This is a genomic window from Amycolatopsis sp. WAC 01375 (genome assembly GCF_003947325.1).
Lineage (GTDB): Bacteria > Actinomycetota > Actinomycetes > Mycobacteriales > Pseudonocardiaceae > Amycolatopsis.
In genome coordinates, this window is sequence record NZ_QHHW01000029.1 from 1 (window position 1) to 24,209 (window position 24,209).

Consider the following 24,209-nt stretch of genomic DNA (forward strand, 5'->3'; position numbering starts at 1 on the left):
ACAACCGCACCGACGCATCAAGGCCTCCGGTGGCCAGGGTGTGCCCGTCCGGGCTGAACGCCACCGACTGGATGGGTTGGGTGTGGCCGGTCAAGGGCTGTCCTAGCGGCGCAGGGTGGGCCGGGTCAGACATGCCCCACAACCGCACCGATTTGTCGCTGCTACCGGTGGCCAGGGTGTGCCCGTCCGGGCTAAACGCCACTGACTGGATGGGCTGAGTGTGGCCGGTAACCCGTGTGGACAGGGGGGAGCTAGCAGCGGTGACCAGCCGCGTGAAGGTCTTGTCGTTTGGTCGCATTTTGTGTGCGACGAGGTTGAGTTGAGCCGACAGAGACGAATCGGAGATTTGAAGCTGATCGGCTTCGGCGAGTACCCGGTTGTAGACGGCGAGGTCACGTTGATGTGTTGCCTCGTTCTGTTGTTGGAAAGCGACGACGGCTGCCACGGAGGAGACCATCGCCAATGCTGTAAGGGCGGCAATAATTATGGTGCGCAGCCGTGTAGCGCGGTGTCGCCCTTGAATGCTGGCAGTTAGAAAGCCCCTTGCTGCAGGGCTCAGAATTCCCGGGGAGGCGGTCGTGGTCCAGGCCTGAGCCTCCTCCAGGCGGTTTCCCCGGTATAGTAGAGATGGGTCGTGGTCGTCGCGCTCCCAAGCAGCCGCAGATTCTTCGAGGTTTTGGTGTGTCAACCGCCCATCACGATCGATGTCGATCCAGCGACGGAGCTGAGGCCAACTCTGCAACAGAGCTTCGTGCGTAATCTCCACGGTGTCCTGCTGCTGAGTGAGCAGTCTCGCCTGGGTGAACGCGTCCACCACTGCTGCGGTTCTCCAGGGATCGACGCTTGCGTTGGTCAGCTCGCCGCGGGTCAAGCGCCGCCGGGTGTCGTCGGCCCCATCCCCGATCCTTATCAGTCGCAGGAATAGTGACTGCGCCACGTGTCGCCCAGATTCGTCCAGGCTGACGTACACCTGGTCGGCGGTGGTGGCGATGGCGTGTTGGATGCCGCCGGTGTTCTGGTAGCCCTGCACGGTGATGGTGGAGCCGTGCCGCTGGTGCCAGCTGACCCGCAACGCGTGAGCCAGCAGTGGAAGGCGGCCGGCCCCGTGGCCCGCGATTCCATCCGCGGCGGTGGTGGCGCTCAGATCGCGAAGCAGTAGTTCCACAAGTCCCGGCTCCATGTCTAGTCCGGCATCACGGGCTGGGAAGAGGATGGCTTCGCGTAGTTCGGGGGTCGACATGGGACCGAGTACCAGAGGAGCGTTCTGTAGTGCGATACGCAGTTGGGGATAATCGGTGCAGGCCGCGTAGAAATCTGCCCGAATCCCCACTACGACGAGCCCTACCGGGTCTACTTCCACATTGGAGTTGGCTCGGGCACCAGCTATTTGGGCGAGAAGGTTGACGAACGTGTGTCGCTGGTGGTCGTCGGCGCACAGGGTGAATATTTCTTCGAATTGATCGACTACGATCATGACCCGGGCGTTAGAGTTTTTGCTGCGGATGTGCCCGCGCAGCGCGTGCACCAGTGCCGGGATGCAACGATTCGGTTCGGTCGCCAGATGTTCGGCCACCATGGCTGGGTTTGCACCGATTAGGGGCGCTATCCGCGTGGCAAGCGCGTTTAGAGGTTCGGCGGTGGGAGCGGCCATCAGTTTCGGCCACTGGTCCGAGCCTGGTAGCGCGGCCTGATCAAGCTTGGGCATCAAGCCAGCCCGTAACAGAGAGGTTTTTCCCGCTCCTGATGGCGCGACTACCATTTGCATTCCGCCGGCGTGTAAACGTCGGTCTAAGTGGGTGATGAGCTCGGCGATGAGCCGGTCCCGCCCGAAGAACCATCTCGCCTGAGAGGAGCTGAAGGCAGCTAGCCCAGGGTAAGGGCATTCCTGCACAGACGCCCCTGGCAGGACGCGGCGCTGGCCGCGCGCTCCGTCGGAGTAGTGAAAGTGTTGATCTCGGGCGGCTTGGTGAACGCGAGCTTCACCGGTGGCGTGCGCCTGCAGGTGAATTCTCTCGCTCGGGTCCGGCAGGCCTGAGTCCGAAGTCTGGTTTGTGTTCATGCCTCGGTGATGTGTTGATCACGTCCGGCTTGATACACACGACTGCTGTCGGATGCGGTCACAGTCATCGTGATTGCTGGACTGTTCAGCTGGGCCTCGGTCGTGGTCGAGGAAGCGTCATTGGTGTCGGATGTCGGAGTTTCAGGTGGTAGCGGATCGCGCAAAGTGGAGTTGTCACTGGTGAAGGTTGCGACGTCGGTGCGCATGCTAAACAACTCACTCACCGCGGCAGTGGGCCGTGACGACGGAGACCAGTGGGGGTTAGCTATCAGTTGGCTGATGTGATTTAGTGCTTCGTGTGCTGGATCAGCGCCGACGGTCTCATGCATCCGGCGGATCACCCGAGTTTTCCAGGCCTCGATGGCGGTGTGCCGCCCGCAGCCGGCTAGTCCTTGGGCACCGAGGACTAAGACTCGATCGGTGGGAATGTCGTGGTCGATCATTTCGGTGGTTGCTTGGATGACTTCGGCGTGCTTCCCTGCCGCGAGTTGGAGGTCGAGCAGGTCGAGATGGAGCTCCCGGCGTTCGGTTTCCAGGTCGTTACGGCGGTTGTCTGCCCATTGGTTCCTGATGTCGGCGAGGGCCTCTCCGTGCCACAGGGCCAAGGCCTGGCGAAAGGTCTCGGGGTCACGTTCCTGCCGGGCCGCGGCGGCAACGGCATGGAACTGGTGGTAGTCCACGCAGGACGGATCGATGTTCAACGTGCACGATCGTGCTCCGCGTTCGTAGCGCAGAGAATCGACGGCCCCGCCTCCTTTCTTGATCGCGGCCCGTACCTTCCTGATGTAGTCACCGACACTCCGGAGGGAATTGTCGGTCTGCTCAGACGGCTCCCATACCAGGTCGACCAGCGTCGTCAGTGCCACCGGTTTCCCCACGTTCAATGCTAAGGCCGCCAGGACACATTTCTCTCGCGACCTGTCCAGTCGCACCGTGTCAGTGCCGTTGTGGATCTCCACATTGCCCAGTAACTGAACCCGCATTCCCGCCCTCTCGATAAAAAGGCCCGCCCCGACCGCGCGCAGTCTCTCAGCCGCAGGGCGCACACTCTGATGGCCGCGAAATATTTCACCCATTTGGGTGCTCGCTGCTCGCTGCCAGTCTCAGTTCCCGTCCCACGTGACCGTACATGTTCGTGATCGTCGTCATTCACGGACGGCACGGAGAGAACCAGCATGAACCGGCCCGAGTTCCACCCAGCACTTCCCGGTGACGGGATGTCAAAATGCTTCCGCCTTCGGGGACGCCCATCGCCGACAAGGTGCGCCCGTCAAGTCTGGTGTGGCGTCCGTGAGAGGTGCGGCATCGTGTCAGGCGGCCAGTGAGCCCGGACACCAGAGCCAATAGAACAACCAACCCTGGACACCGCGAAGTTCGGCTGTACAGGAACATCGCCGCGCAGGAGAGTCTCATCTGCGTCTGCCACTTCACCCGAACGGACCATCGGCTGCGGACCGTGGGCCGCAGGCTGCTCCGCTACATCCGTGATCTTCGCGAGGAACGGATACTGACTTCGGTGACACCGACCAGTTGCTGGAGCTGTTCGGTGAGCTTGGCGTTCCCTATTGAGCGCAACATGGCGGCGCAGGTCAGTGCTCTCTGGTGCTCGTCGTTGACTTTGCACGCGGTTCTGGACATAGCTGGAGATGAGTAGACATAGCCGTGTCAACTATCGGTACTGTGGAACGGGCTAGCCCAAGTACGACTGAGGGAGTGAATGTGCCTGATCCGGTCCTCGTGTCCATCGCTGCGGCAGCCGCCGGCCGCGCCATCACGGGCTTGTACCAGCTGATCAAGAAGCAGTTCGAGGACGACTCGGTGGCAACCGCTGTGCTCGAAGCCGCGGAAGGTGCAGCCGAGGATTCGGCAGAAGTTCAAGACCTTAGCGTCGCGTTGGGGCAGGCGGAGGCGGCTGACCCGGACTTCGGTGAGCGCATCCGTGGTCTGTGGCAGACGGAAGTCGCCCAGCAGGCCGATAACGGCGGTGTGACAAACCAGGTTTCGGGAACCGTTCATGGGAACGTAGTGCAAGCACGCGATATCAGCGGAGGCATATCGTTCTGAGCCATCGAAGCCCTTGCGACGAATCGACGATGGGCTCGGAGAGGCGTTGGGTAAGGATAGTGTTGGTTACGCCACGCCGGCCGATACTGGCACGTCCCTGGTGGTTTCCCAGACGGCGTGGCGGCCGTCCAGGCTGGTGCATCGCACATGAGCCTCTCGGCTCGATACAGGGCGCGTCCAACTGCGGTGCATGAGTCGAGGTGACGTCGAGGGCGAGCCGCTGTTGGTCGCCTGGTGGCTGACTGGATCCGGCGTGGTCGATGACTGGATGCCGCGAGCGCGGCCGACAACAACGCTCACCGTGAGATACCTGCTCGTGTTCGTTGGCATACTGATGCGATGGCTGAGCGGTCCTCCACACGCAACGACATGAGTGGAACAGTTGTCGGCACTGTCATTCAAGCCAACCAAGTCACGCTGGGAGAACCACGAAGGTCACAGCAAGAGATCTGGATGGTGCCGGAACCAAGTCGTGTGCTGGTAGAGCGAGTGGAGCTCGCCGAAAAACTGGCCGAGGTGGTGTCGCCAGGAAGCGCTGATGCCGGTGTAGTAGGGCCAGGTGGTTTCGGTAAGACCACGTTGGTGGCCCAGGCCTGTCGTACGCTGCGGACCAATTTCCCTGGCGGAGTCCTGTGGGTGACACTGGGTGAACACGTACCGGACACGGTGCTCGCAGACAAGATCAACGATCTGTGCGAGATGCTCGACGGTGTACGACCAACGTTGACCGATCCGGCCATGGTCGGCCATCGGCTGGGCGAGTTGCTCGCGGAACGCGCCCCTACCCTTCTCGTGCTCGATGACGTGTGGTCGGCGAGCAGGCTGGCCCCGTTCCCTGCCGGCACCAACATCGCCAGGATTGTGACAACGCGATCACGCGGCACACTGCGTCCCCTCAGCAAGGTCGTACCGGTCGGCCGGATGAGCTTTCAGGAAAGTCGCGCTCTACTTGTCACTGGGGTGGCCGAGCCACTCCAGATTGAGCGCCTTACCCGGCTTACCGGCGGTTGGGCCCTTCTGCTGTCCCTGGTGAACAGCGCGATCTGCCGTGCCATCGACGATGGAACCACGCCGGAGGCGGCCGCGGAACTCATCGCAGACCAGCTCGGCGTCGATGGGCCGGACAGCCTGGACCTCGACAGCGCCGACCGTCGAGACCAGGCAGTCCAGGCAACGGTCGAAGCGAGCCTGAGGCGTCTCGGCAACACAGACCGAGGTCGTTTTCTTGAGCTGGGAATCTTTCCCGAAGACATGGACATCCCACTCGAAGTGGTCCACTTATTATGGTCCGCGAGCGGGCTTAGTGCCGCAGAAGCAAGGCGTTTGGGCAGGCGGCTCGCCGACCTTTCACTCATCACTCTGGCAAGAGAGGGTTTACGCCTGCACGATGTACTTCGGACGTACGTTCGGCACACTCTTGGCACTGACCGACTTGCCGAAGTCAACGCAACTCTGGTCGATGCGCTACGTGCGGAGGCACCTGAGGACTGGGTTGACGGCCGCCCGTATGCGCTTCGCCACTTGGCGGGGCACGCTGCCGACGCGGGACTCCTCGATCAGCTAGTGATAGACGCAGGGTTTCTCCTTGCTGCCTCCCAACCCGAACTTCTCGCTACCCTGGGCGTGGCACAGGGTGAAGCCGCACGCGCTGCCGCGCTGGTCTATCAGCGAGCCGCACACCACCTGCGAGATCAGCCCTTGTCCGATCGACCTGCGTACCTGGCACTTTCTGCCAGTCGTGCAGGGGCCACAGCCCTCGCTGATGCGGCTAAGAGGCGCGGGGCGCACGCAAAATGGCATTGCTCGTGGACACACTGGAATTCAGAGCCAGACCACAAGATTCTTGCCCGCCACCTAGAAGCGGTAGTCGAAGTCGCGGCTGTTTCCCTGCCGGACGGACGGCTGTGGTCGGTCAGTCGCTGCCTTGACGGTGATGTACGAATTGTCGATGTCGAGAGTAACGAGAGCATCGTGCCACCATGGCAAGCGCAGCACGTCACCGCGATCGCTTGTGTGCCACTCGCCGATGGGCGTCGCCTCGCTGTCTTGGGCACGTGGGACGACATGCAAGTGTGGGACCTTACATCGGATCACACCGTCAAGTGGGAAGTCCCTCACCTAGGGGAACCAGGAGTCAGGGAAATTGTGTGGACCGAATGGTCCGGTAGGCTGGTGGTGATCGCCTGCAGTTGGGATCATACAGTCCACGCATGGGACGTCTCCACCGGTAAACTGATCGGCAAGCCGATCTCTTTCGAATGTGGAACAGACGAGTCTTTTTGGGCTATCGCGGCAGGCCTATTGCCAGACGGGCGCTTAGGAGTCGCGGTGTCTGACGAGTACGCACCGGTGCGGTTGTGGGATTTGGAAACCGGTGAGCGAGTCGGCGCCGAACTCGCCGGACACCCACTCCGGACCATGGAAATGGCCTGGGGAACTCGTGCCCTATTCACATCGGGGAGTTCTACCGAGGTCAAGCAGTGGAATGTCCTGACCGGCGAGTCCGCAGGGCCTGGTCTCACCGGGCACTCGCATAACACCCATACTCTGCTCTGTACATGGATCCCGGATCTAGGTGAAGTGCTTATCAGCGGAGACGATGACGGGGCACTGCGTGTATGGAGTATCGACTCCGGAGATCTACTCGGCGGGCCCGTATACGCGCACGCATACTCCGTTCGCGCGTTGGCCTGCGGCCAACTTCGTGACGGTCGCACGGTTGTAATCACCGGCGGCAACGAGAACACAGTGCGGCTATGGCACTTACAGGAACTGATCAGCAGACGATCCGAACCCGGGTCTTTGGCGTCGCCTGCAACCGATCTAGCCTATGTTGGCCACCTCGTAGTCAGCAGGCACGAAGACAGCACGGTACAGGCCTGGGATGAAGAAACAGTCGCGCCCACGCCCTCGACACTTCCTTTGGCGACCAGCCTCTCAGTCAACGGAACCTGTGTGGTCAGTAGCCATGAGGACGGGACCCTACGTACCTGGGACCCCGTTGGCGAACAGTTGATCAACTGCTGGCACAGTGGGCTCGCCGCACACGCGATGGCATGCGCCGATCGTCCAAGCGGAAAAGCAATCGCAATCCTCGCTGGCCACGGCGCAGGGATAGAGGCGTGGGACCTAATCAACGGCCGACGACTCTGGCGGGTTCGTACACGAGTGCGCACGAAATGGAAGGCTGCCGGACTCTGCTGGCCCAGGAGTGTTACCGCCGTGGCCACCACGACCCTGCCGGACGATCGGCTAGTCGCACTCAGCGGCGGAAGTGACGGCACAGTCAGGATCTGGGATCTCTCGACGGGAGAGCAAGTCGGTACCAATATGAACTGCCGCGTGCGTGGCCAACCGAGCCCCGCCGCTGTCAGCGCGATCGCCTGTACTCGGCTACCCGATGGCCGGGTCGTGGCGATCGTAGGGAGCGAAAACACCACTCCGGCCACCGTGACTGCCTGGGACTTGAGCACCTGCCGACTCCTGGCGAGGTCCACAATTCGAACAGGGTGGGTCGACCACGCCGTGTGCGTGATGTTCCCAGACGGCATGCCGATGGCAGTCACCGGAGATACCGTTCTCCGGGTCTGGCCTCTCGTAGGCCTGGCCCCAGACGTCGAGTGGGAACCGAAATTCGAGATCGACCTAGATGCGCCGGTAACAGCGCTGGCCTCGGACGGAGCCGGTAAGTTGCTAGCGGGAACTATGCATGGCCTGGTGCAGCTGCACCTTCGATCCGATTCTGAGTCGTGCGGGGGAAGTTAACAAAGCTAAGTTAGACGCGCCCACGGTCGTCTGCGAGCCTTAGGTCCTGACCATCGCTGTGTCATCTGCCTCGATCTGGCAAGTGCTCGTGATGCAAGGTGAAGGCGAGCGCGCCCGTCCCTGCCTGGCGAGCGGCCAGCGTGCTTAGTTCGGTTGACAGGTTTGGCAGCGACGCCTGTTTGTTCCGCACAGCAGCCATGATTCTGCTTGCCCCCAGTTCAGCGGCAGGAGGTCATCTCGTCGTGTCGAGGTGGTTCGACTTCGCAAGTGTCGGCAGTCCCTGCGGTGCAGGATGGCCGATCCCGCACGAACGGTGAAGACGTACTCTCGTTTGTTGCACGGACGTGCCTGCGCTAGATGCTGCTGCAGCGCCGCGGTCCGACCCGCGATCTCGGTTTGTTCTCGCTCGAGGGCGTTGGTTCTCTTATTCAGACGAGCGATTTCTTCCGCGACAGCCTTGTGATCGACGTGATGGGTCTTCGGGACGGAGGCAAGTCCCGGCGGCTTCGCCGCGATGATGATGGTGGGGCGAGTCGCTCGACCTCGACGAGTACGTCCAAGGCGCGCTCCGGGCTGGCGCCCGAGGCTTTCTGCTCAAGGGCGCCGGGGCGGAGCTGCTTGACCATGCCGCCGCCGTCGGCGATGCCCTGATCGCGCCGAACATCACCCCGGCGGCTGCTGGCCACGCTCGCCGGCAGGGAACCGTCGAGCCGACGGACCCAACCGATCGAGCTGCTCACCGAACGCGAGGAGGAGGTACTGACGCTGGTCGCCCGCGGCCGCACGAACGCAGAGATCGCCGCCGAGCTATTCATAGGCTTGACGACCGCGAAGTCCACGTCGCCAGCGTGCTGACCAAAAATCGGCGCCCGAAAGAGAGTCGAGATCGCGATGTGGGCATACGACACCGGCCGGGTGAGGGACTGAGCCGAACATGACGTACATGCACGACGACTGGTCCCCGGCCGAGTGGCTGCAGGGCGGGGCCTGCGCTCGACCGTTGTCCTTGGTGTCGGCAGTGAGCAAAGGCGACTCACCTGAAGTCGACCAGCCAACGACTGGCCGTCGCCAGTACGGCCCGTCCACGCCATCCATCCCAGTCGTCAAATCGGCCCGACATCATTCCGGAGTCCGGTCGGACCCAGCGATGGCAGCGGACGTGAATCGGCCGTGACTGCGCCGCCGCGTTGCGGAACGCGGTTCCGCTCAAACGGGAGGCGGAACACAAGCACAGAACATGGGTGGCGTACGTCCATTATGGACTGTGAGCCAGTGCTCCGGTGCTCACCGCGCCAGCCCGAACCCGCGGCACTGCTGATCGTCAACGCTGCTGTGCGCGTTCCGTCGCTTGCCGTCGCGCGTTCGCCAGCACGCGGTCGAGGTCGTCCTGGGTGGGGTCCACCTCGTGGTTGAGCGTCCGCAGCGCAGAAGGGATGTCCAGTCCGGGAAGGTCATCACCTACCAGGCTCCAGACGTCCTCCAGCGTGGTGACTTCGTCGTCTCCGTTGGCGTCCACCACCAGGTCGGTCAACGCTCGTTCGGTGCTCCCGGCCTGCCAATAACTCGTCGCATCGGCGACGAGGGCGGCAAGCACGTGGTGCGCGAAGGCGCGCTTCCCACCTCCGATCGCAGACATGCGATGACCCAGGTTCATGTGGGCGTTGATGATGCCGCTCAAGGTTCGCGCGGCGTACTGGTGCCGTAGTGCCGCCTGGTTGAATTCGACCGCGGCCTGAGGACGACCGAGTTCGTCCTCGATCTCACCGAGAGCGGAGTACGTCGCCGCGAGTGCGGGGGTGTCGGAGGCCTCGGTGAAGATACTGCGGCACCACTTCAACCGCATCGCTGCCTCTTCCAGATTGCCCAGACGCATCAAAGGAAAACAGGTTCGGTAGGTGGCTCTTGCGATCTGGGACTGGTCGGCGTCACGTGCTCGTTTCTGGCGGATCGTTTCCTCCGCGGTGTCCAGACACGTTCGGTAGTCCCGCATCGAAAGCGCCGCCGTGTAGATGGTGTCGAGCACCAGTTCCTTCACCCAGTACGGTCGCACGGTGTCGTTGTCCTCCGCAGTCGGAGGCAACTGTTTTATGCGTTCGCGCAGTGCCTGGATCTGTTCCGCCAGCTCGTCCGCACGACCCATCGTGACGAGGATGTTGATTCGTTCGTTCTCGTGCAGCAGCTGCGTCCAGGCGCCGACCTCGACCTGCTTGCCGAGTTCGATCTGCTCCTCGGCGAGTGCAAGAGCCTCGTCTAGGCGCTGGGCCTGACGGTAACGGCCGATCAGGTCGGTGCTCAGAACGGTGGCCATCTCCAGCTCACCCGCGGCGATCGCGCGCGCCCGCAGGTTCTCGGTCATGTTGTCCGAGACCGGGTGGCCGATCAGGGCCATGAGGTTCGCCAGCAGCCTGTGCGCCCGCAGGCGGTTCCCGGCATCGGCCGCCGCGGCCCCCAGCTGAATGATCTGAGGGGTCAGCGAACCGAGCTCGACGGGGGAGCGCTCCCGGCGCAGCACCAGGTCGGCGGCATCGGTGGCCATGCGAACGTCGCCTGCGCGCAGCAGGTAGCCGATCGCGGACCTGGCGCTGCGCGCCACCGCTGCCACGCTTCCCCCTGCCCGTTCGTCCGCGACCGCGTCCTTGACCACCGAGGTCCAGAAGCCGGCGATCTCGGCCACCAAGTGGTCGAGTTCGGTTTCCGTGAGCAGCTCGCGGCCGGTGGCGGCCACCGCCGGATGCACCCGGTAGTCGTCGTTGCGCATCTCGGCCAGGCCGGTCGAGGTGATCGCGGAGGGCGTGTGCGGATCGGCCTCGAGGAGACCTGTGAGGACGACGGCCGTGCGGTCCCGTTCGTCCAGGACGCAGAGCAGGTCGAACGCGCGGCGGTCCGGCGGTGCCAACGCGGCGACAGCACGCGCGGTCCACGAGTCCAGCGGGGCGGAGACATCAGCGGCGGAGGGACCGGTGTTGAGCAGCGCTGACAGCCTGCCGGCGTCCCCGGCCTGACCGTCGGCGAGTTCGAGGAGTTTCGGGTGGCCGTCAGCCGCCTCGATCACCCTGCGGGCGAGCGATCTGGCCTTGTCCGCGGCCATTCCGGCCACCTCACCCCGGACGAACCGTGCGAGCCGGCTCAGCTCGCCGGCCAGCAGCACGGCCTCGTCACGGCTCAGCGAACCGATTCGCTCGACCGCGGCCGGCAGGTCAACCGGTTCCTGGCGGGTGGTGATCACCGCACGCGACGCCCCGTCATGCTGGCACAACGCGGTGAGCAGCGCCGACCAGCCCAGATCGGTGCTCCAGGTGTCCACGTTGTCGAGGACGACGAGCACGCGGCTCCTCGTCAGGGCCTCGGACACCGCGATCACGGCCTCGGCCAGGTCCGCCGGCTCGTGGACGAGGTGCACCAGTCGCACGCCCGGCAGGGAGTCCTCCAGCCGCACGATGACCTCGGTCAACGCGGTGGGACCGTCGGCTCCGTCCGGAACGCCGCACCAGATCACGTCGTCGAAACGATCGCCGACCACGTGCACGAGCTCAGTGGCGACCGCCGACTTGCCGATGCCGGGCATGCCGAGCAGAACGAGGGCTCGGGAGCCGGTGTCGTTCAGCAGGATTCGCACACAACGGCTCATCGTCGCGACCCGGCCCACGAACCTTTCCGGCGCGGAAGGAAGCTCGTGCGTAACAGCCGAGGGCTTCTTGTCGCCGTTCGGCGCTCGCACCGTCACCCAGGCGCCGCGCTCACCTAGCAGGACGGGCGTGACCATCTCCATCGGCGTGACGTCCTGGATCGCCATGAGCGCCCGGCCGAGCGCTTTCGCCGGCGTGAGCCCTTCGACCAGCAGGCCTCGGTACAACGCGCTGGTCAGCGCGATTCCGAACTTGTCGCGCACCGCGAAACGCATGGCCAGTACAGAACACGCGAGTTCGGCCGCGACTGCGTCGGCCAGGTTGCCTTGGCGTGCGGACAGTGCAGTCTGCCGGAGTCCCAGGTGGACGAGGTCGTCGTCTGCGGCCTGACCTGCGGATGAGCACGAGCTTATGCACACGAATAGGGGGCGGATCGGCGACAAGAGTTTCAAGAGCTCGTCGATCGTGACCGTGTCAGGTTCGGAGTCATCGGACTCGAACGTGAACGAGGTCGATGTGCCGTGCCCCGACAGGTGCACGACGTCCCAGCCACGTGGATCGGCCGCGACATGGCTCAGCTCGGCCCTGGTGACTCCGTACTGGAGGATCACGAGCTCGACTGCCCGGCCGTCCTTTTCGGTCAGTTCGCGGACGACCTGCGTCAGGTGTGTCCGTTCCTCGCGGAGGTTCAGCGCGTCGAGTTCGTGGGGCTGGCTAAACACCGCCAGCATCCGGACAGGAGAACGAGGGTCCGGCTCTGGCCGGCGCGACGCCGGCTCATCGGTTGCCACCACGACGACGAGCCCTCGCTCCGCCAGCGTGCGGCCGTCGATCTCCGCGAGGCCCCAGGGCCCGTCGCGCAACGCGCTGTTGCCGCGGACCACGACGACCGGTGCGTGACCCGCGAGCACTTCGGCAACGGGCCCGAGCACGGAGAGCGCGAGCCATCGGCCGAGGCGCTGTGCAAGGCCACTGGGTGCTCCGTCGGCCACTCGCCCGTGCTCGATGTGAGCTTCGATGGCGACGAACGCGGCGTACTCCTCCGACGCCAGGTCGAGAGGCGTGGTGTGTTCTGCGACGACCTCGTCGTTCCGGGAAAGAACAATTCGACATCCACCGGAATATTCGATGACATCGAGCGTGAAGACATCGGTGGACATGGGCAATGGCTCCTCGGTGGCCGGTCTCACGTCAACGTCGCCAACGCGGTGAATTGTCGCAGGCGAATTCTTCTGGTCATAGCCTGGGCATCGAAGAGATGTGGGACAAAGCGCGTTGACTCTCGTGACGCTATCCTCTGACATCCGCGTCATCGGCTCGGAGATGTGCGCGGACCGGGGCGACGTAAGCGGCGGGAGTGCGGGTGGGTTGGGACGATGGCGTTTCCGGACTGTTCAGAGCCGTGCCGAGTCACCACGAATTCATGTCGGACTGGGTTCACGCCAACAGCGTTCACTTGATTGACGGCGACTGGCGTGCCAGTGGAGGCACGACGGCGTTGCTGGCGGCGGTGTACGTGAGGAAGGGCGACTTTCACGGCAAGGCGATCTTGAAATATCTCCGTGAAGGGCGTCGGAACAGCGGGGAGTCGTCTCGGCACCGAAAGGTGTGGGACAGCTCTCCGAAGGATTTCCGGGAACGGCATCTCGTCAAGCCGCTGTGGGACGCTCTGCCGCTGGCGGACGGCGGCATCGTGCAGTTCCAGGCGATCGCGCGCGATGATCTTCACGCCTGCACGACGCTGGAAGAGATGATCACCCGTGGGGTACCACTCCGAGAGATCATCCGCTCAGCCGTGTCTGTGGTGACCGGTATCCTCACCCGCTGGAACAAAGGCCAGGAGGGACTGGATTTCAAGCGCGTCCGGATTGCTTCGCACCTGCGTGAAGAGCTCGGCGGCAGGCTGGCCTCCGACGGGCGCATCACGAAATGGGCGGTGCGGGCGGGCCTTCTCGATCAGGACGGATCAGTGGTCCTGCACGAGGACGATGACCGGCTCAACCCGATGGCGCTCGTGCTGGACGCCGTGCCGAAGGCGACCTGGTCCGCGGTGGTGCACTGCGGCTTCGGGCACCGTGATCTTCATCCCGGCAATGCGCTCATCGCCACCGACCGTGGCGACTTCGTGCTCGTGGATCTGTCCAGGTCGGGAGAGAACGAACCCCTTGCGGCGGACCCGGTCAACCTCCTGCTCACAGTTCTCGTCCGCTATCTGCCCGACGTCGAGTCTCCTCTGGTGAGGGCGAATCTGGCCGACCTGGTCGTCAGGCGGACCCCGCACTCGAACGTGCCGCGTACGTTGAGGGACCTCGTCCTGAAGATCTACGGCGCCGCGCAGGCCAGGTTGGGGGCCGACGGCATGAGGGCGGAGTGGAACACCGAGTACCACCTCGCTCTGGTGGCCGCGGCGCTGAGGAGGGCCAGCCGTGCGCCAGACGTGGAGACCCAGCAGTGGTTCGGTGACGTGGCGGCGCGCGCCGCGAAGGAGATCACACGGTCGAAGGTGGTGGTGGAGTTTTCTGCCGATGCGCGGACGGCGGATGCCACCACGGCGGATGTCGCGAGGAGCGCTGCGGTCCGCAGTGGCCCCAGGTCCGAGGTCCCTGGCGACGGCCGGCCGTCATCTTCGCTACGGTCCGTGCCGCCGCTGCCTCGTCACGCCGTCGAACGGGGGTCCGTTCCGTTTGAGTTCCGTGAGCTGACCCCGTCGGAGCAGGGTTGGGTCGTGGCCCTGTACGGGCCTCCGGGCACGGGCAAGACCCACCTGGCGGCAACCTACGTACAGCGGACGGCTGGTGCCTACTCCGGTGTGCTATGGCTTGCGGCGGACGGCACGAACCCGCTCGGTTCTCAGGTGGCCGACTACGCCGACGGGCTGAGTCTGCCCGAGGCCGCCAACGGTGACCTGCTGCGGCAAGAATTGTTCGCATACCTGTCCGCGAACGGGCCCTGGCTCGTCGTCCTGGACGGGGCGACCGACGTCGCGACGATCGAGGAGTACCTGCCCAGAGCACCCCACGTCGACGTGCTGATCACCTCCCGGCACGCGGGGTGGTCGGAGATCGCCGCGTTGTGTCCGGTGGGGGCCTTCACAGAGGAGGAAGCGACCGAGCTGTGCACCATGATCCTCGGCGAGCAGCCCGGGCTGCTCGAGCTCGCGAGCACGCTCGACCTGCTGCCGGGCGCCGTCGTTCCAGCGGCTCACTACCTCTCCACCTCGACGATCACGCCCGCGCAGCTTCGGCAGTTGCTGGTCGACCGTGCCGCCACCACGCTCGCGGAGATACCGAAGTCGTGCGGCGCGGTCTGGTCCGTCATTCTCGACGCGATGGGGCGGGAAGACCGACGAGTGCTCCACCTGCTGGAGTTCGCGGCTTTCCTGGGACAAGGGCCCGTTCCGGTCGCGCTGCTGGCCGCCGCTCCTGAAACGACGTGCCCGGATCTGGCTCGGCTGGGCGCGGACCGGCTGGAGCTGGAGAAGGTGATTCGTCAAGGCGTGGCGGTGGGCCTGCTGGGACCAGGTCCGGGCACGATCGAGCTGCAGCCGCTGTTCCGGCTGTTCCTGCGCGAACGGGCGGCTGGGCGCGAACTCACCGACGCGGTCCGGTCGGCGTTGGTGCAGTGCGCGTCCGGCCTCGACGCGGGAGATCCCAGGGCACGGCCGGAACTCCAGGAGCTGCTGCCACATCTCCTTGCCGTCCGCCTGTACGAGGGGGACCCGGACAGCCAGTCCCTGTTGCTGACCACGATCCGGTACCTCGTGGTACAGCGGGACCTGGACTCCGCGATGCGAGAGGCGCGGACTGCCGTACAGCGGTGGACGGAGAGGTTAGGACCGTATGCAAAGGCGACCTTGACGGCGATGGGCCACCTCTCCCACGCGCATTTTCAGAACGGGGATGAGGAACAGGCTTTGGCGCTCGACCGAGAGGTCGCTGAGGCCGCGCGCCGATCGCACGGGCCGGACTCGCTCGTCACGCTCGCCGCCGAACGCGACGCCGCCGCCACGGCGCTGGCGCTCCAGCGGTCTTCCGGCGACGCGTTTCGCGATCTCCTCGCGCGGTTCGAGCAGCGCTTCGGACCTGACGATCCGGCCACGTTGGTCGTCGCGCACAATCGGGCTCGCGAGCTGCGCGGCTCCCTCCGCCTGGAAGAGGCTTTCGAGCTGGAGAACAGCGTCCGGTTCCGGATGGAGGCCGTCCTCGGCGAAGGGCACGCCGACACCCTCCGCGCCGGGCACTTGCTGGCCCGTTGTCTGCGGGATCTTGGCCGTCATCCCGAGGCGCGGGAGGTCAACGAGCGTGTACATCGCCTGCGCCTGCAGTCGTTGGGGGAGCTGCATCCCGACACCGCTCAGTCGGCGGTGAGTCTTGCGGAGGATCTTCGCAGGGCGGGTGAGCTCGAAGGCGCGCGAACTCTGCTGGACGTCGCCCGGCCCGTCCTGGTCGACGCGCTCGGGGTCGACCACCCGCTGACGCTGCTGGCCGCGCACGAGCTTTGCACGGTGTTGTCGCGGCTCGGCGAACCTGCGAGCGATCTCGCGGCGGACACTCTGGCGCGGCGGGTGAGGGTGCTCGGCGAGGACGCCCTGGACACGATCCGTACTCGCAAGGTTCTCGTGGACCTGCTCGCGGCGGACGGGGAGGCCGTACGCTCCGAAGTGGAGAGACGAGCGGTGGCCGTCGCCCTGAGCCGCATCACCAGACGGTGACCTCAGCTGTGGTCGCCGGACTCCGAGGCGTCTGTTGACTGCCCGTGATCGTGGAGCACGATCAGCTTCTTGGGGTCGTTGCGGATGACGTCACGCGGATCCCACGGGGTGTCCAGAGGGATCGGGATCCAATCCGCTCCGTCCCACGTGACGAGATCCTGCTCGGCGTTGAACTTGACCTCGCCGACCTCGGGCTCGGATGTGTCCGTCATCGGTTCAGGATGCCAGGTTCCGGGAGCCGAGCGATCGTGCCCCGCCCGACGACCACGAAGGGGGCCCACTGAGAGGGCTCCGAGTACGGCTCGGGTTCGAGGGAATGGGCGTTCATGGCCAGGCTGATCACGGTCTTGGTCCGCGGGTCGCTGATGCGCGACCGCAGCCGACGGAGTGCGGTGCTCGCCTCGGTTCCGCTGAGGCCGGCGAGCCGCCGCCGGGCGGTGTGTACCGCTCTGGCGACATCTGCCGTATCGGTGGACGACGACGGACCGGACAGCTCCTCGACCAGGGCGGAGTAGAAAAAGTCGGTGAACAGGAGACCGGTGTCCTCCGGGATGGGCCACAGCGGTGCGACCACGGTCGTGACTCCCGACAGGCCGAGAGCGCCCGGCAGGCCGGACATCTCGTCGATCATCGCCGCCCCGCCCGCGCCGAAGCCAGCCTCACACGCGCTCAACACGGCCAAGCGGCACTGTCGCAGATCGCGCCGGAACGCGATCTCCCCGGCGGTCCACGCGTCGAAGGCCAGCGCGCCGGGGCCGCGCCGGTGCACGAGAACGGTCTGTCCCGCCGTGTGTTCAAGGCGGCGTTCGACGACGAGGTCGTCACCGCGTTCGAATCTCTCTTCCCGCAGCACACCGGCGGATGGGATGACGGCTTCCCTGACACCGGGGGAGACCTCGGTCCACTCCGTCAGCTCGGAGGCGAGGTCGGCGAGCCGGTCGTGGCCAAGACGCAACTGCTCGGTCGCTGCCGGGTGGTGCAAGCACAGCGCTGACCGGTGCGGGGTGAGCAGATCCGCCCGGCTGTGCCCGGCGAAGTGCAGCAGGACGCAGTCCTCGTGCTGGCGAACGGCGTCCCTGGTCGCGGAGGATCCGCGGTAGGTGTGTGTGGTCAGGCCCGCGTGCACGAGGTGTTTGGCGACCAGTTCTGGTTCGGCGGCGGCGAGAAGGAGGTCTTCGGAGGGGTCGCCGACCGCGACCGCCACACCGGAGGTCATGTCGTTGGGCCGGTCCAGGAAGTCCGCGAGGCTGGCCATGCTCGGCAGGTGCACGGTCGGCACGTCGCCGAGGACGGGCAGGGCGTGGAAGGGCACCGCGTGCGTGCCGAGGTGGGGAACCACCCACAACCGGCTGAGCGGCCTGGACCTGAGCGCGGCGGCGAGTGGGGGAACGACGACCGGTTCGAGTATCGCCAGGGCCTCGGCCAGGTCGGCCTTCTCGAAGGTGCGCTGCCACCGCGGCAGGGGCCACTCCGGTATCAGCGCGCGGATCGTTGGCCGGTCGGTGTCCGAGTCGGTCAGCAGGCAGACGATCGCGCCAAGCTGGGACAGCCCGATGACCAGCATGGCTTCGTCGGCCATCAACCGCCGTGCCACCTCGACCGGTTCTACCGTCGCGACCTCGACCTTGTCGGCGCCGCGTTCGGTGGCCATGTCGAGCTGCATCCGGGCCTTCGGGTCGACCCAGTACTCGGTGCGCACGTCACCCGCGTCCGGCGCCAAGTCGTGTCCGTGCAGGGAGGTGGTCACCACGCGGGCGCCGCGCGCCACGGCGAATGCCACCTGCTCGGACTTCAGCAGCGCCTCGGCCTCGGGCGAGCGCCGCAGCGCGAGGTCGTGGCGCAGCCGCAGACTCTTGGCTCGGTCGAGGTGGGACAGGCCGGCGAACCAGTCGCCGGACGCGCAGTCTAGGTACGCCAGGGTGCCGGAGGCCAGCGTCAGTTCCTGGCCGGAGTGCTGGACCCAGCCGTCGATCAGCTCGAGGGTGTAGGTCCTGCGCAGGTGTGGGATCGCCACGAGCAGAACGTGGCGGGCGCGGTTGGCTCGTCCCGCTCGCGCCCACAGCACACCGGCGCGGACCAGAGAACTCAGGTCGCCGCGGTCGGGCAGGTCGACGGACTCAGTGACCCGCGTGATCGCGGCACGCTCGGCCAGCACCGCCGCGGCTTCGAGCCGGCCGAGCACTTCGAAGGCGATCGACCGGATCCCGTCTCCGCTGGCTGCGACGGACGGCTCGTCCGGCCAGGTGGACTCGGCGATGCGCTGAGCATTTCTGGTCGAGGCGAGCGCGGTGAGCGCCCACCGGCGGCCGTGCTGGTCAGCGCGACTCGCCCTCATGGCGAAGTGGCCCGCTCGGCACGTCCAGAACCGCCAGGCCGAATACGGTGTGGCACGCCCGACGATCTCGACGGCTCTGTCGTCGAGATCGTCGGCCTCCTCGTCGTCGAGGTCGCCGTCCTTCAGCAGCTGCCCCAGCGTCTCCACCTCGCCGTCGGCGTCACGTTCGGCGCGGGACCGTGCGGCGCCCGCCCGCAGCACCGCGATCGCGACGGTGTCGTCGCGGAACGGATGGGTGGGCGGGAGGTCGAGGAGGGCTTGCACGGCGATCACTTCGGCTCGCTCGCCCTGCGGGTGGTCGCCGAGAAGGTCGAACGCGAACTGCGCCCGAAGCGCGCCTTCGTCGGGCCGGGTGGAGAGGTCCAGGCCGCGCAGCCAGTCGACAGCGAGCTGCCACGCCTCCGGAAGCATCGCGGCTCTCGGATCGCCCTCGTCCGCGAGGTCCTGCAGCCTGCTGATGAAGGCGAGGCCGCACGCGAGCAGGCCGCGTGCCAGCCGGGTCTCGTAGTCGTCGTCCCCGGCGTTCGCCGCCTCGTCGATCCAGTCGCCCACCGCGTCGACCAGGCCACCCGTGGCGGCTGACTCGGTCATGCCGACCGTGCCCGGAAACCTGGGAATGCGGCATCGCAGACCAATTCGCCACTGCTCCTAGGGCGGACCCGCGCTGGGCCGATTGGTTGTGTTCGTGGGTGATGCTACCGGAATGCCACTTTCGGCAGCTATAGAAGAGGGCGTGGCCGCAGATCCGTGAATTGGGGGTGTCCGTGAGCACGCCGGAGTTCGATTCGAGGAAAACGGTCGAAGTGAACGGCGGGATCGAAAGCGTTCGCAACCAGATCATGGGCACGGCCGGCGGGCAAGTGGTGCAGGCGGGTTCGGTGGAGGAAGTCCACTTCCACGCCGTCGACCGGTTCTCCGGCCGGACGGACCACGATCCACTGGTTCCCGCGCAGCTGCCGTTGAGGCTTAGGCGATTCGTCGGCCGCGACGGTGAGCTCGACGCGTTGCGCGGACTGCGAGCCGATAGCCCCGACTCACCGTTGCTGGTCGTGCTGAGCGGGCCGGGCGGTGTCGGCAAGACGACGCTCGCGGTGCGCTGGCTTCAGGAGATGAGCGGCGATTTCCCCGGCGGGTCCTTGTACGCCGAACTCGGCGGTGTCAATCCAGAGCCGGCCTCGCCAGGACGCACGCTGGGATGGTTTCTGGAATCTCTGGGCGTGCCTGGCCAACGGATACCCGCGGAGCCCGAGCACCGGGCGGCCCTCTTCCGGTCGATGACCGCGCGGTCGCGGCTGGTGGTGTGCCTGGACAACGCCGCATCCGCAGCGCAGGTGCGCGTGCTGCTGCCCTCCGGGTCCGCGAACGTGGTGGTGGTGACCAGCCGGCCACGCATGACCGGCCTCGCACTGGACGGCGCTGCCTTCCTCGACGTCGAGCCCCTGCCGGAGGACGATGGGTTGTCGGTGTTGGAAGGGTTCATCGGCCGTGAGAGAGTCGCTGGGGAAGTCGAGGCGTCACGCCGCCTCGTCAGGTTGTGCGGAGGTTTGCCCCTTGCCGTGTCGATTGTCGGAGCGAGACTGGCCGCGAGGCCTCGCCGCAAGCTTCGCGATGAGGCGCGTGACCTGGTCGACGATCAGCAGAGGCTGGCGTTGAGGGTGCCGGGCGAGGAACCGGTGGGTGCGGTGTTCAACGCGTCCTACGCTGGGTTAGGCCCGCAGGCCCAACGGATCTACCGCGTATGTTCCGGTCATCCGGGCAGGGAATTCGGCGTGGCCGTCGTAGCCGCGGCCGTCAGGTGGTCCGAGGCCGACACTGTGATGGTGCTCACCGAACTCGTCGAGGCGAGCCTTCTGATGGAGACCGGGGACGAGCGCTACGCCTTCCATGACCTCGTCCGTGCGCACGCCAGGGAGCGCGCCGAGGCTGAGGACGGCGTGGACGTCGCGGTCGAGGCCACCAGGAGGATGGTCTCGTGGTACGTGACGCGCGCCGTGGCGGCTGACCTCGTCGTGCATCCGCTGCGTACCCACGTCGGCCCCCTGTACGACGTCGGCGCCCCGCAGACCGGGATCTTCGAGAACGAACGCGTCGCGATGTCCTGGTTCGAACGCGAGCGGGGGAACCTGCTGGCTGTCGTCGACCACGCTTACAGCCGCGAGTGGGACGACGAGGCCTGGCAGATGTGCGAGGCGTTGTGGGGTTACTTCCTGCGCACCAGGAGGTATGGCGACTGGATCGCGATCCAGTCGACGGGAATCGCCAGTGCCGTCAGGTGTCGCAACCGGCGCGCTGAAGCACGTCTTCGCTCCCAGCTGGGTTTCGCGTATTCCAAGGTGGGACGCTTCGACGACGCCATCGCGGAGAACACCCGCGCGCTGTGGATCGGTGACGAGATCGGCGACCAGCAGGCGCGTGCCACCGCCCTCTCGCAGCTGGGTCGCGCGACTCGGGGCAAGGGAGACCTGGCCGGTGCGCTGGCCTACCATCGGCGCGCCCAGCAGGCGTGCGAGGGCATGGGGCGGCGAAGGGGCGTCGCGTTGAACCGCAGGAGGATCGGCAACATCCTGATGGAGATGGGGGAACTCGACGCCGCCGTCGCGGAGCTGCAGATGGCCGCCGAAGCCATGGCAGAGCTGCGGGACCGCATCCAGCATTCCCGGTGTCTTCAGTTCCTCGGTGCGGCGTACCAGCTGGCGGGCCGTCACGACCTCGCCATGGCCACACTCGGCGAAGCCCTCGCCGCGGTGTCGGACGCCGAATCCCCGTACTACCAGGCGGAAGTGCTCGCGCAGCTCGGTGAGGTCGCGGAACGCCACGGAGATCGTGCCGGCGCTGCCGACGCTTACCACCGTGCGGCCGCGCTATACGAGGTCGTGGAGGACCCAAAGGCGGCGGTCATGCGGTCGAGATCGGCTTCGCTCACGGAAACCTGATGCGACAGCGCGATTCAACGGCGGACTGGCACCGGTCGACGCTCGAACGCGATGTCACCCGTGCGGTTGATCTTCCGCACCTGCGGCACAGGGGATGCCTACCGTGGACGCGAGATGATGTTCCTGCAGGAGGCGATCGGTGAGGCTTGGCCTGAGTCAGTGGCAGGAACTGGTGCTGAGCGCTTCCGCTCGGTATGACGAATACGCGCGGGCCCCGGACCGCTTCGCGTTGCTGGATCAGGTGATCGTTGACCTCCGCCGGTGTCTGCTCGTGGTGCCGTCGAACGAGGCGGAGGGCTTGGCGATGGTGCTGTCGCGGCTCGGCGCGGCGATCTGCATGCGATGGCAAGCAGAAGGGGGTGAGCGCCTGGCCGAGGGCATCGACCTACTGACGCGGGCTTCTGAGGGACCGTTTAGCAACCCGGAGGAACGCAGGATCGCGCTGAGCAATCTCGGCGCCGTTTTGCTCGAGGCCAAGAGTCGAGCTCTGGGCACCGCCGCGGTCTGTGCCGCCATCGAGATCGGCGGAAGCGCCGTGAAAGACCCGGCCGCGGAGGAGAACCTCGGTCACAACCAGCTCGCGCTGTTCGAGGACAGCGGCGACACCACCGCGCTCCTCGAAAGCCTTCGCCGCTTCGAGAACGCCGTGAAGGGCACTCCGGCGGACGGGGCTGATCGCGCACGACGTCTGTGCGGACAGGCGACCGCGATCTCGCGGTGTCGGCAGGTCCTGGGGGAGAGGTACGACCGCGTGCATGCCGTGGCGCTCATGCGGAGTGCGCTGGCCATGACGCCGACCCGCCACCCGGATGAGCCGATGATGTTCGACAGGCTCTCATCGTTGCTGCTGGCAGAGTTCCGGGAGCGCCCGGAACTGGCCTCTATCGAGGAGGCGGCCGCTCTGTCGGCGCGAGCCGTGGACGAATCAACCGGGTTCGCCGAGCGGTCCGCATTCCAGATCAACCGCATCGGCGTACTCCTGGCGTGGGCAAAGCACATCGACAGTCCCGAGGTGCTCGACCTCGCGGACGAGGTCAGTGAGCACGTGCTCCAAGCACTGCCGCTTGACCACGCGCTCACATCGGACGCACTGCACGCCCGTGGAATCGTGGAGGTTCTGAAGCGCTGTCCCGAGCGCGCGGTCGACCACTTCAAGGCTGCCGCTCGTGTGCCAGCCTCTCCGCTCAGACGGATCGCGGTGGCCCGCAAGGCCGCGGCGATGGCGGGCGAGTCCGGCATGTGGCGACTGGCCGCGGACGTGCTCGCCCATGCAGTGGCGCTGCTGCCGGCGCTGGCGTCTCGGGGCCTGGTCAGATTCGACCAGGAGAGATTGCTGGCCAGCTACCACGGGTTGGCCCGGGAAGCGTGCGCGTACGCGGTTCAGACCGGGGACGTGATCGGCGGGCTTCTCGCGCTTGAACGTGGGCGCGGCGTGCTGTTCAAGCAAGTGCACGACGATCAGGTCGACATGGAACCGCTTCGCCGCGTTCGCCCGGACCTGGCGGCGCGGTACGACGACTGCCGCGCAGTGCTCGCGCTGCCACCGTCCGACGATTCGCTCGCCCGAGACAGGATCCACGCCGCCGCGGACGAGATGGATCGAATCCTGGACGAGGCACGGAGTGTCCCCGGCCTTGAAAGGGTGTTCGCACCGCTCGGAAGCGACGAACTGCGCGAAGCGGCGGTGGAGGGTCCCGTGGTCGTCGTCAACGTGGCGAGCCTGCGGACGGACGCCCTCATCATCACCGTGGACGGTGTCGAGGTGGTCCCGTTGCCGCAGGCGAGTGCGCCGATCGCGCAAGAACAGTTCCGCGCGTTCATCAGGGCCTCCGGCGATGGCGGGAGTTGTCCGTCCGAGAGCCTGGCATGGCTGTGGGACGCGATCGTGAAGCCTGTGCTGGAACGGCTGGGAATCGAACCTCACAGTGACGACGGTCCGTGGCGCCGGGTCTGGTGGTCGCCCACCGGTCCGTTGGTCTTCTTTCCCCTGCACGCCGCGGAGAAGAACGCCGATTCCGTGTTGGACCGAGTCATGTCGTCGTACACGGCAACGGTCGCGGACCTGGTGCGGACCCGAAGGCGATCAGCGGTCCCACCAGGAGAAGCCCGGCTCGTGGTCGTGGCGGCCCCGGAGGTGCCGGGTGCGAAAACGCTCAAGCGTGTTGCCGACGAACTCGCCGCGATTCGCGCACACGTCGGCAAGCCGCAGACAGAGCTCTACGGTGATCAGGCGACGAGAGCGGCGGTGCTCGAAGCCTTGACCGGGCACGAGAGGGCACACCTGGCATGTCACGCCGCCCAGAACGTGCGGATGCCGACAGCGGGCTGCTTGGTCCTGACGGACCACGAGGAGTCGCCGCTGACCGTGCGGGACATCGCCCGACTGAACCTGACCTCCGCCGAGTTCGCCTACCTCTCGGCCTGTGCGACGGGTCGGGGCGGAATTGCGCTCACGGAGGAGGCCGTGCACCTGGCGTCCGCGTTCCAGGTTGCCGGCTACCGCCACGTCGTCGCCACCCTGTGGCCGATCTGGGACGCGGTCGCGCCGGTGTTCGCCGAGGCGGTGTACAAGGCGATCGCCGAAGGAGGAGTCGATGCCGTGGCGCGTGCGGTGCACGAGACCGCGCGGTTGCTGCGAGGCAAGAAGCATCCGCCGATCGTGTGGGCGGCACATTTCCACATGGGCCCGTGAGAATGAAGTGGTCGGTGGTCGGCC

The 24,209-nt window shown here is 66.0% G+C and carries 11 protein-coding genes and 2 pseudogenes; 7 read left to right on the forward strand and 6 right to left on the reverse strand.

Annotated elements, in window-relative coordinates; all coding sequences use genetic code 11:
• Window positions 1-2,059 (reverse strand): annotated as a pseudogene (locus DL991_RS18675) (hypothetical protein); the annotation flags it as partial.
• The gene (locus DL991_RS18680; protein WP_158634433.1) at window positions 2,056-2,925 is read right to left on the reverse strand and encodes a bacterial transcriptional activator domain-containing protein; all 870 of its coding nucleotides are present in this window, start codon (window positions 2,923-2,925) and stop codon (window positions 2,056-2,058) included. The pseudogene DL991_RS18675 and the gene DL991_RS18680, both read right to left, overlap by 4 nt.
• 853 nt (window positions 2,926-3,778) lie before the next feature.
• Here DL991_RS18680 and DL991_RS18685 point away from each other — a divergent pair.
• Window positions 3,779-4,123 carry a hypothetical protein gene (locus tag DL991_RS18685; protein WP_125785621.1) on the forward strand — a complete coding sequence of 115 codons (345 nt, stop codon included), beginning with the start codon at window positions 3,779-3,781 and terminating at the stop codon, window positions 4,121-4,123.
• Between the two features lie 453 nt (window positions 4,124-4,576).
• A pseudogene (locus DL991_RS43980) lies at window positions 4,577-4,993 on the forward strand (NB-ARC domain-containing protein); the annotation flags it as partial.
• A gap of 75 nt (window positions 4,994-5,068) precedes the next feature.
• On the opposite strand, the gene DL991_RS43340 reads toward DL991_RS43980, so the two are convergent.
• Window positions 5,069-5,401, reverse strand: coding sequence for a hypothetical protein (locus DL991_RS43340; RefSeq protein WP_233598898.1), 333 nt, complete (start codon window positions 5,399-5,401; stop codon window positions 5,069-5,071).
• A gap of 1,773 nt (window positions 5,402-7,174) precedes the next feature.
• Between DL991_RS43340 and DL991_RS43985 the strand changes: the two genes are divergently transcribed.
• Window positions 7,175-7,888 carry a WD40 repeat domain-containing protein gene (locus tag DL991_RS43985; protein ID WP_370306858.1) on the forward strand — a complete coding sequence of 238 codons (714 nt, stop codon included), beginning with the start codon at window positions 7,175-7,177 and terminating at the stop codon, window positions 7,886-7,888.
• A 765-nt stretch (window positions 7,889-8,653) separates the two neighbouring features.
• Entirely contained in the window at window positions 8,654-8,743 is a 90-nt protein-coding gene (locus tag DL991_RS43345; RefSeq protein WP_233598906.1) for a hypothetical protein, read from the forward strand.
• Between the two features lie 466 nt (window positions 8,744-9,209).
• Here the strand turns inward: DL991_RS43345 and DL991_RS18705 are convergent, their stop codons facing one another.
• Window positions 9,210-12,674, reverse strand: a complete 3,465-nt coding sequence (locus DL991_RS18705) for a CHAT domain-containing protein (RefSeq protein ID WP_158634434.1) — start codon at window positions 12,672-12,674, stop codon at window positions 9,210-9,212.
• Window positions 12,675-13,120: 446 nt separating this feature from the next.
• Here DL991_RS18705 and fxsT point away from each other — a divergent pair, with 446 nt between their 5' ends.
• Window positions 13,121-16,225, forward strand: a complete 3,105-nt coding sequence (gene fxsT, locus DL991_RS18710) for an FxSxx-COOH system tetratricopeptide repeat protein (protein ID WP_158634435.1) — start codon at window positions 13,121-13,123, stop codon at window positions 16,223-16,225.
• Window positions 16,226-16,227: 2 nt separating this feature from the next.
• Here the strand turns inward: fxsT and DL991_RS18715 are convergent, their stop codons facing one another.
• Window positions 16,228-16,437, reverse strand: a complete 210-nt coding sequence (locus DL991_RS18715) for a hypothetical protein (RefSeq protein WP_125785626.1) — start codon at window positions 16,435-16,437, stop codon at window positions 16,228-16,230.
• Window positions 16,434-19,151 (reverse strand): CHAT domain-containing protein, encoded by a 2,718-nt coding sequence (locus DL991_RS18720; RefSeq protein ID WP_125785627.1) that lies wholly within the window; start codon window positions 19,149-19,151, stop codon window positions 16,434-16,436. The genes DL991_RS18715 and DL991_RS18720 overlap by 4 nt, the downstream gene beginning before the upstream one ends.
• Before the next feature lie 173 nt (window positions 19,152-19,324).
• Here DL991_RS18720 and DL991_RS18725 point away from each other — a divergent pair, with 173 nt between their 5' ends.
• Both DL991_RS18725 and DL991_RS18730 read left to right on the forward strand, forming a co-directional pair.
• Window positions 19,325-21,493 (forward strand): tetratricopeptide repeat protein, encoded by a 2,169-nt coding sequence (locus DL991_RS18725; RefSeq protein WP_125785628.1) that lies wholly within the window; start codon window positions 19,325-19,327, stop codon window positions 21,491-21,493.
• Window positions 21,494-21,632: 139 nt separating this feature from the next.
• Complete coding sequence (locus tag DL991_RS18730) at window positions 21,633-24,185, forward strand: CHAT domain-containing protein (RefSeq protein WP_125785629.1); 2,553 nt, start codon at window positions 21,633-21,635, stop codon at window positions 24,183-24,185.
• The last annotated feature ends 24 nt before the right edge of the window (window positions 24,186-24,209 follow it).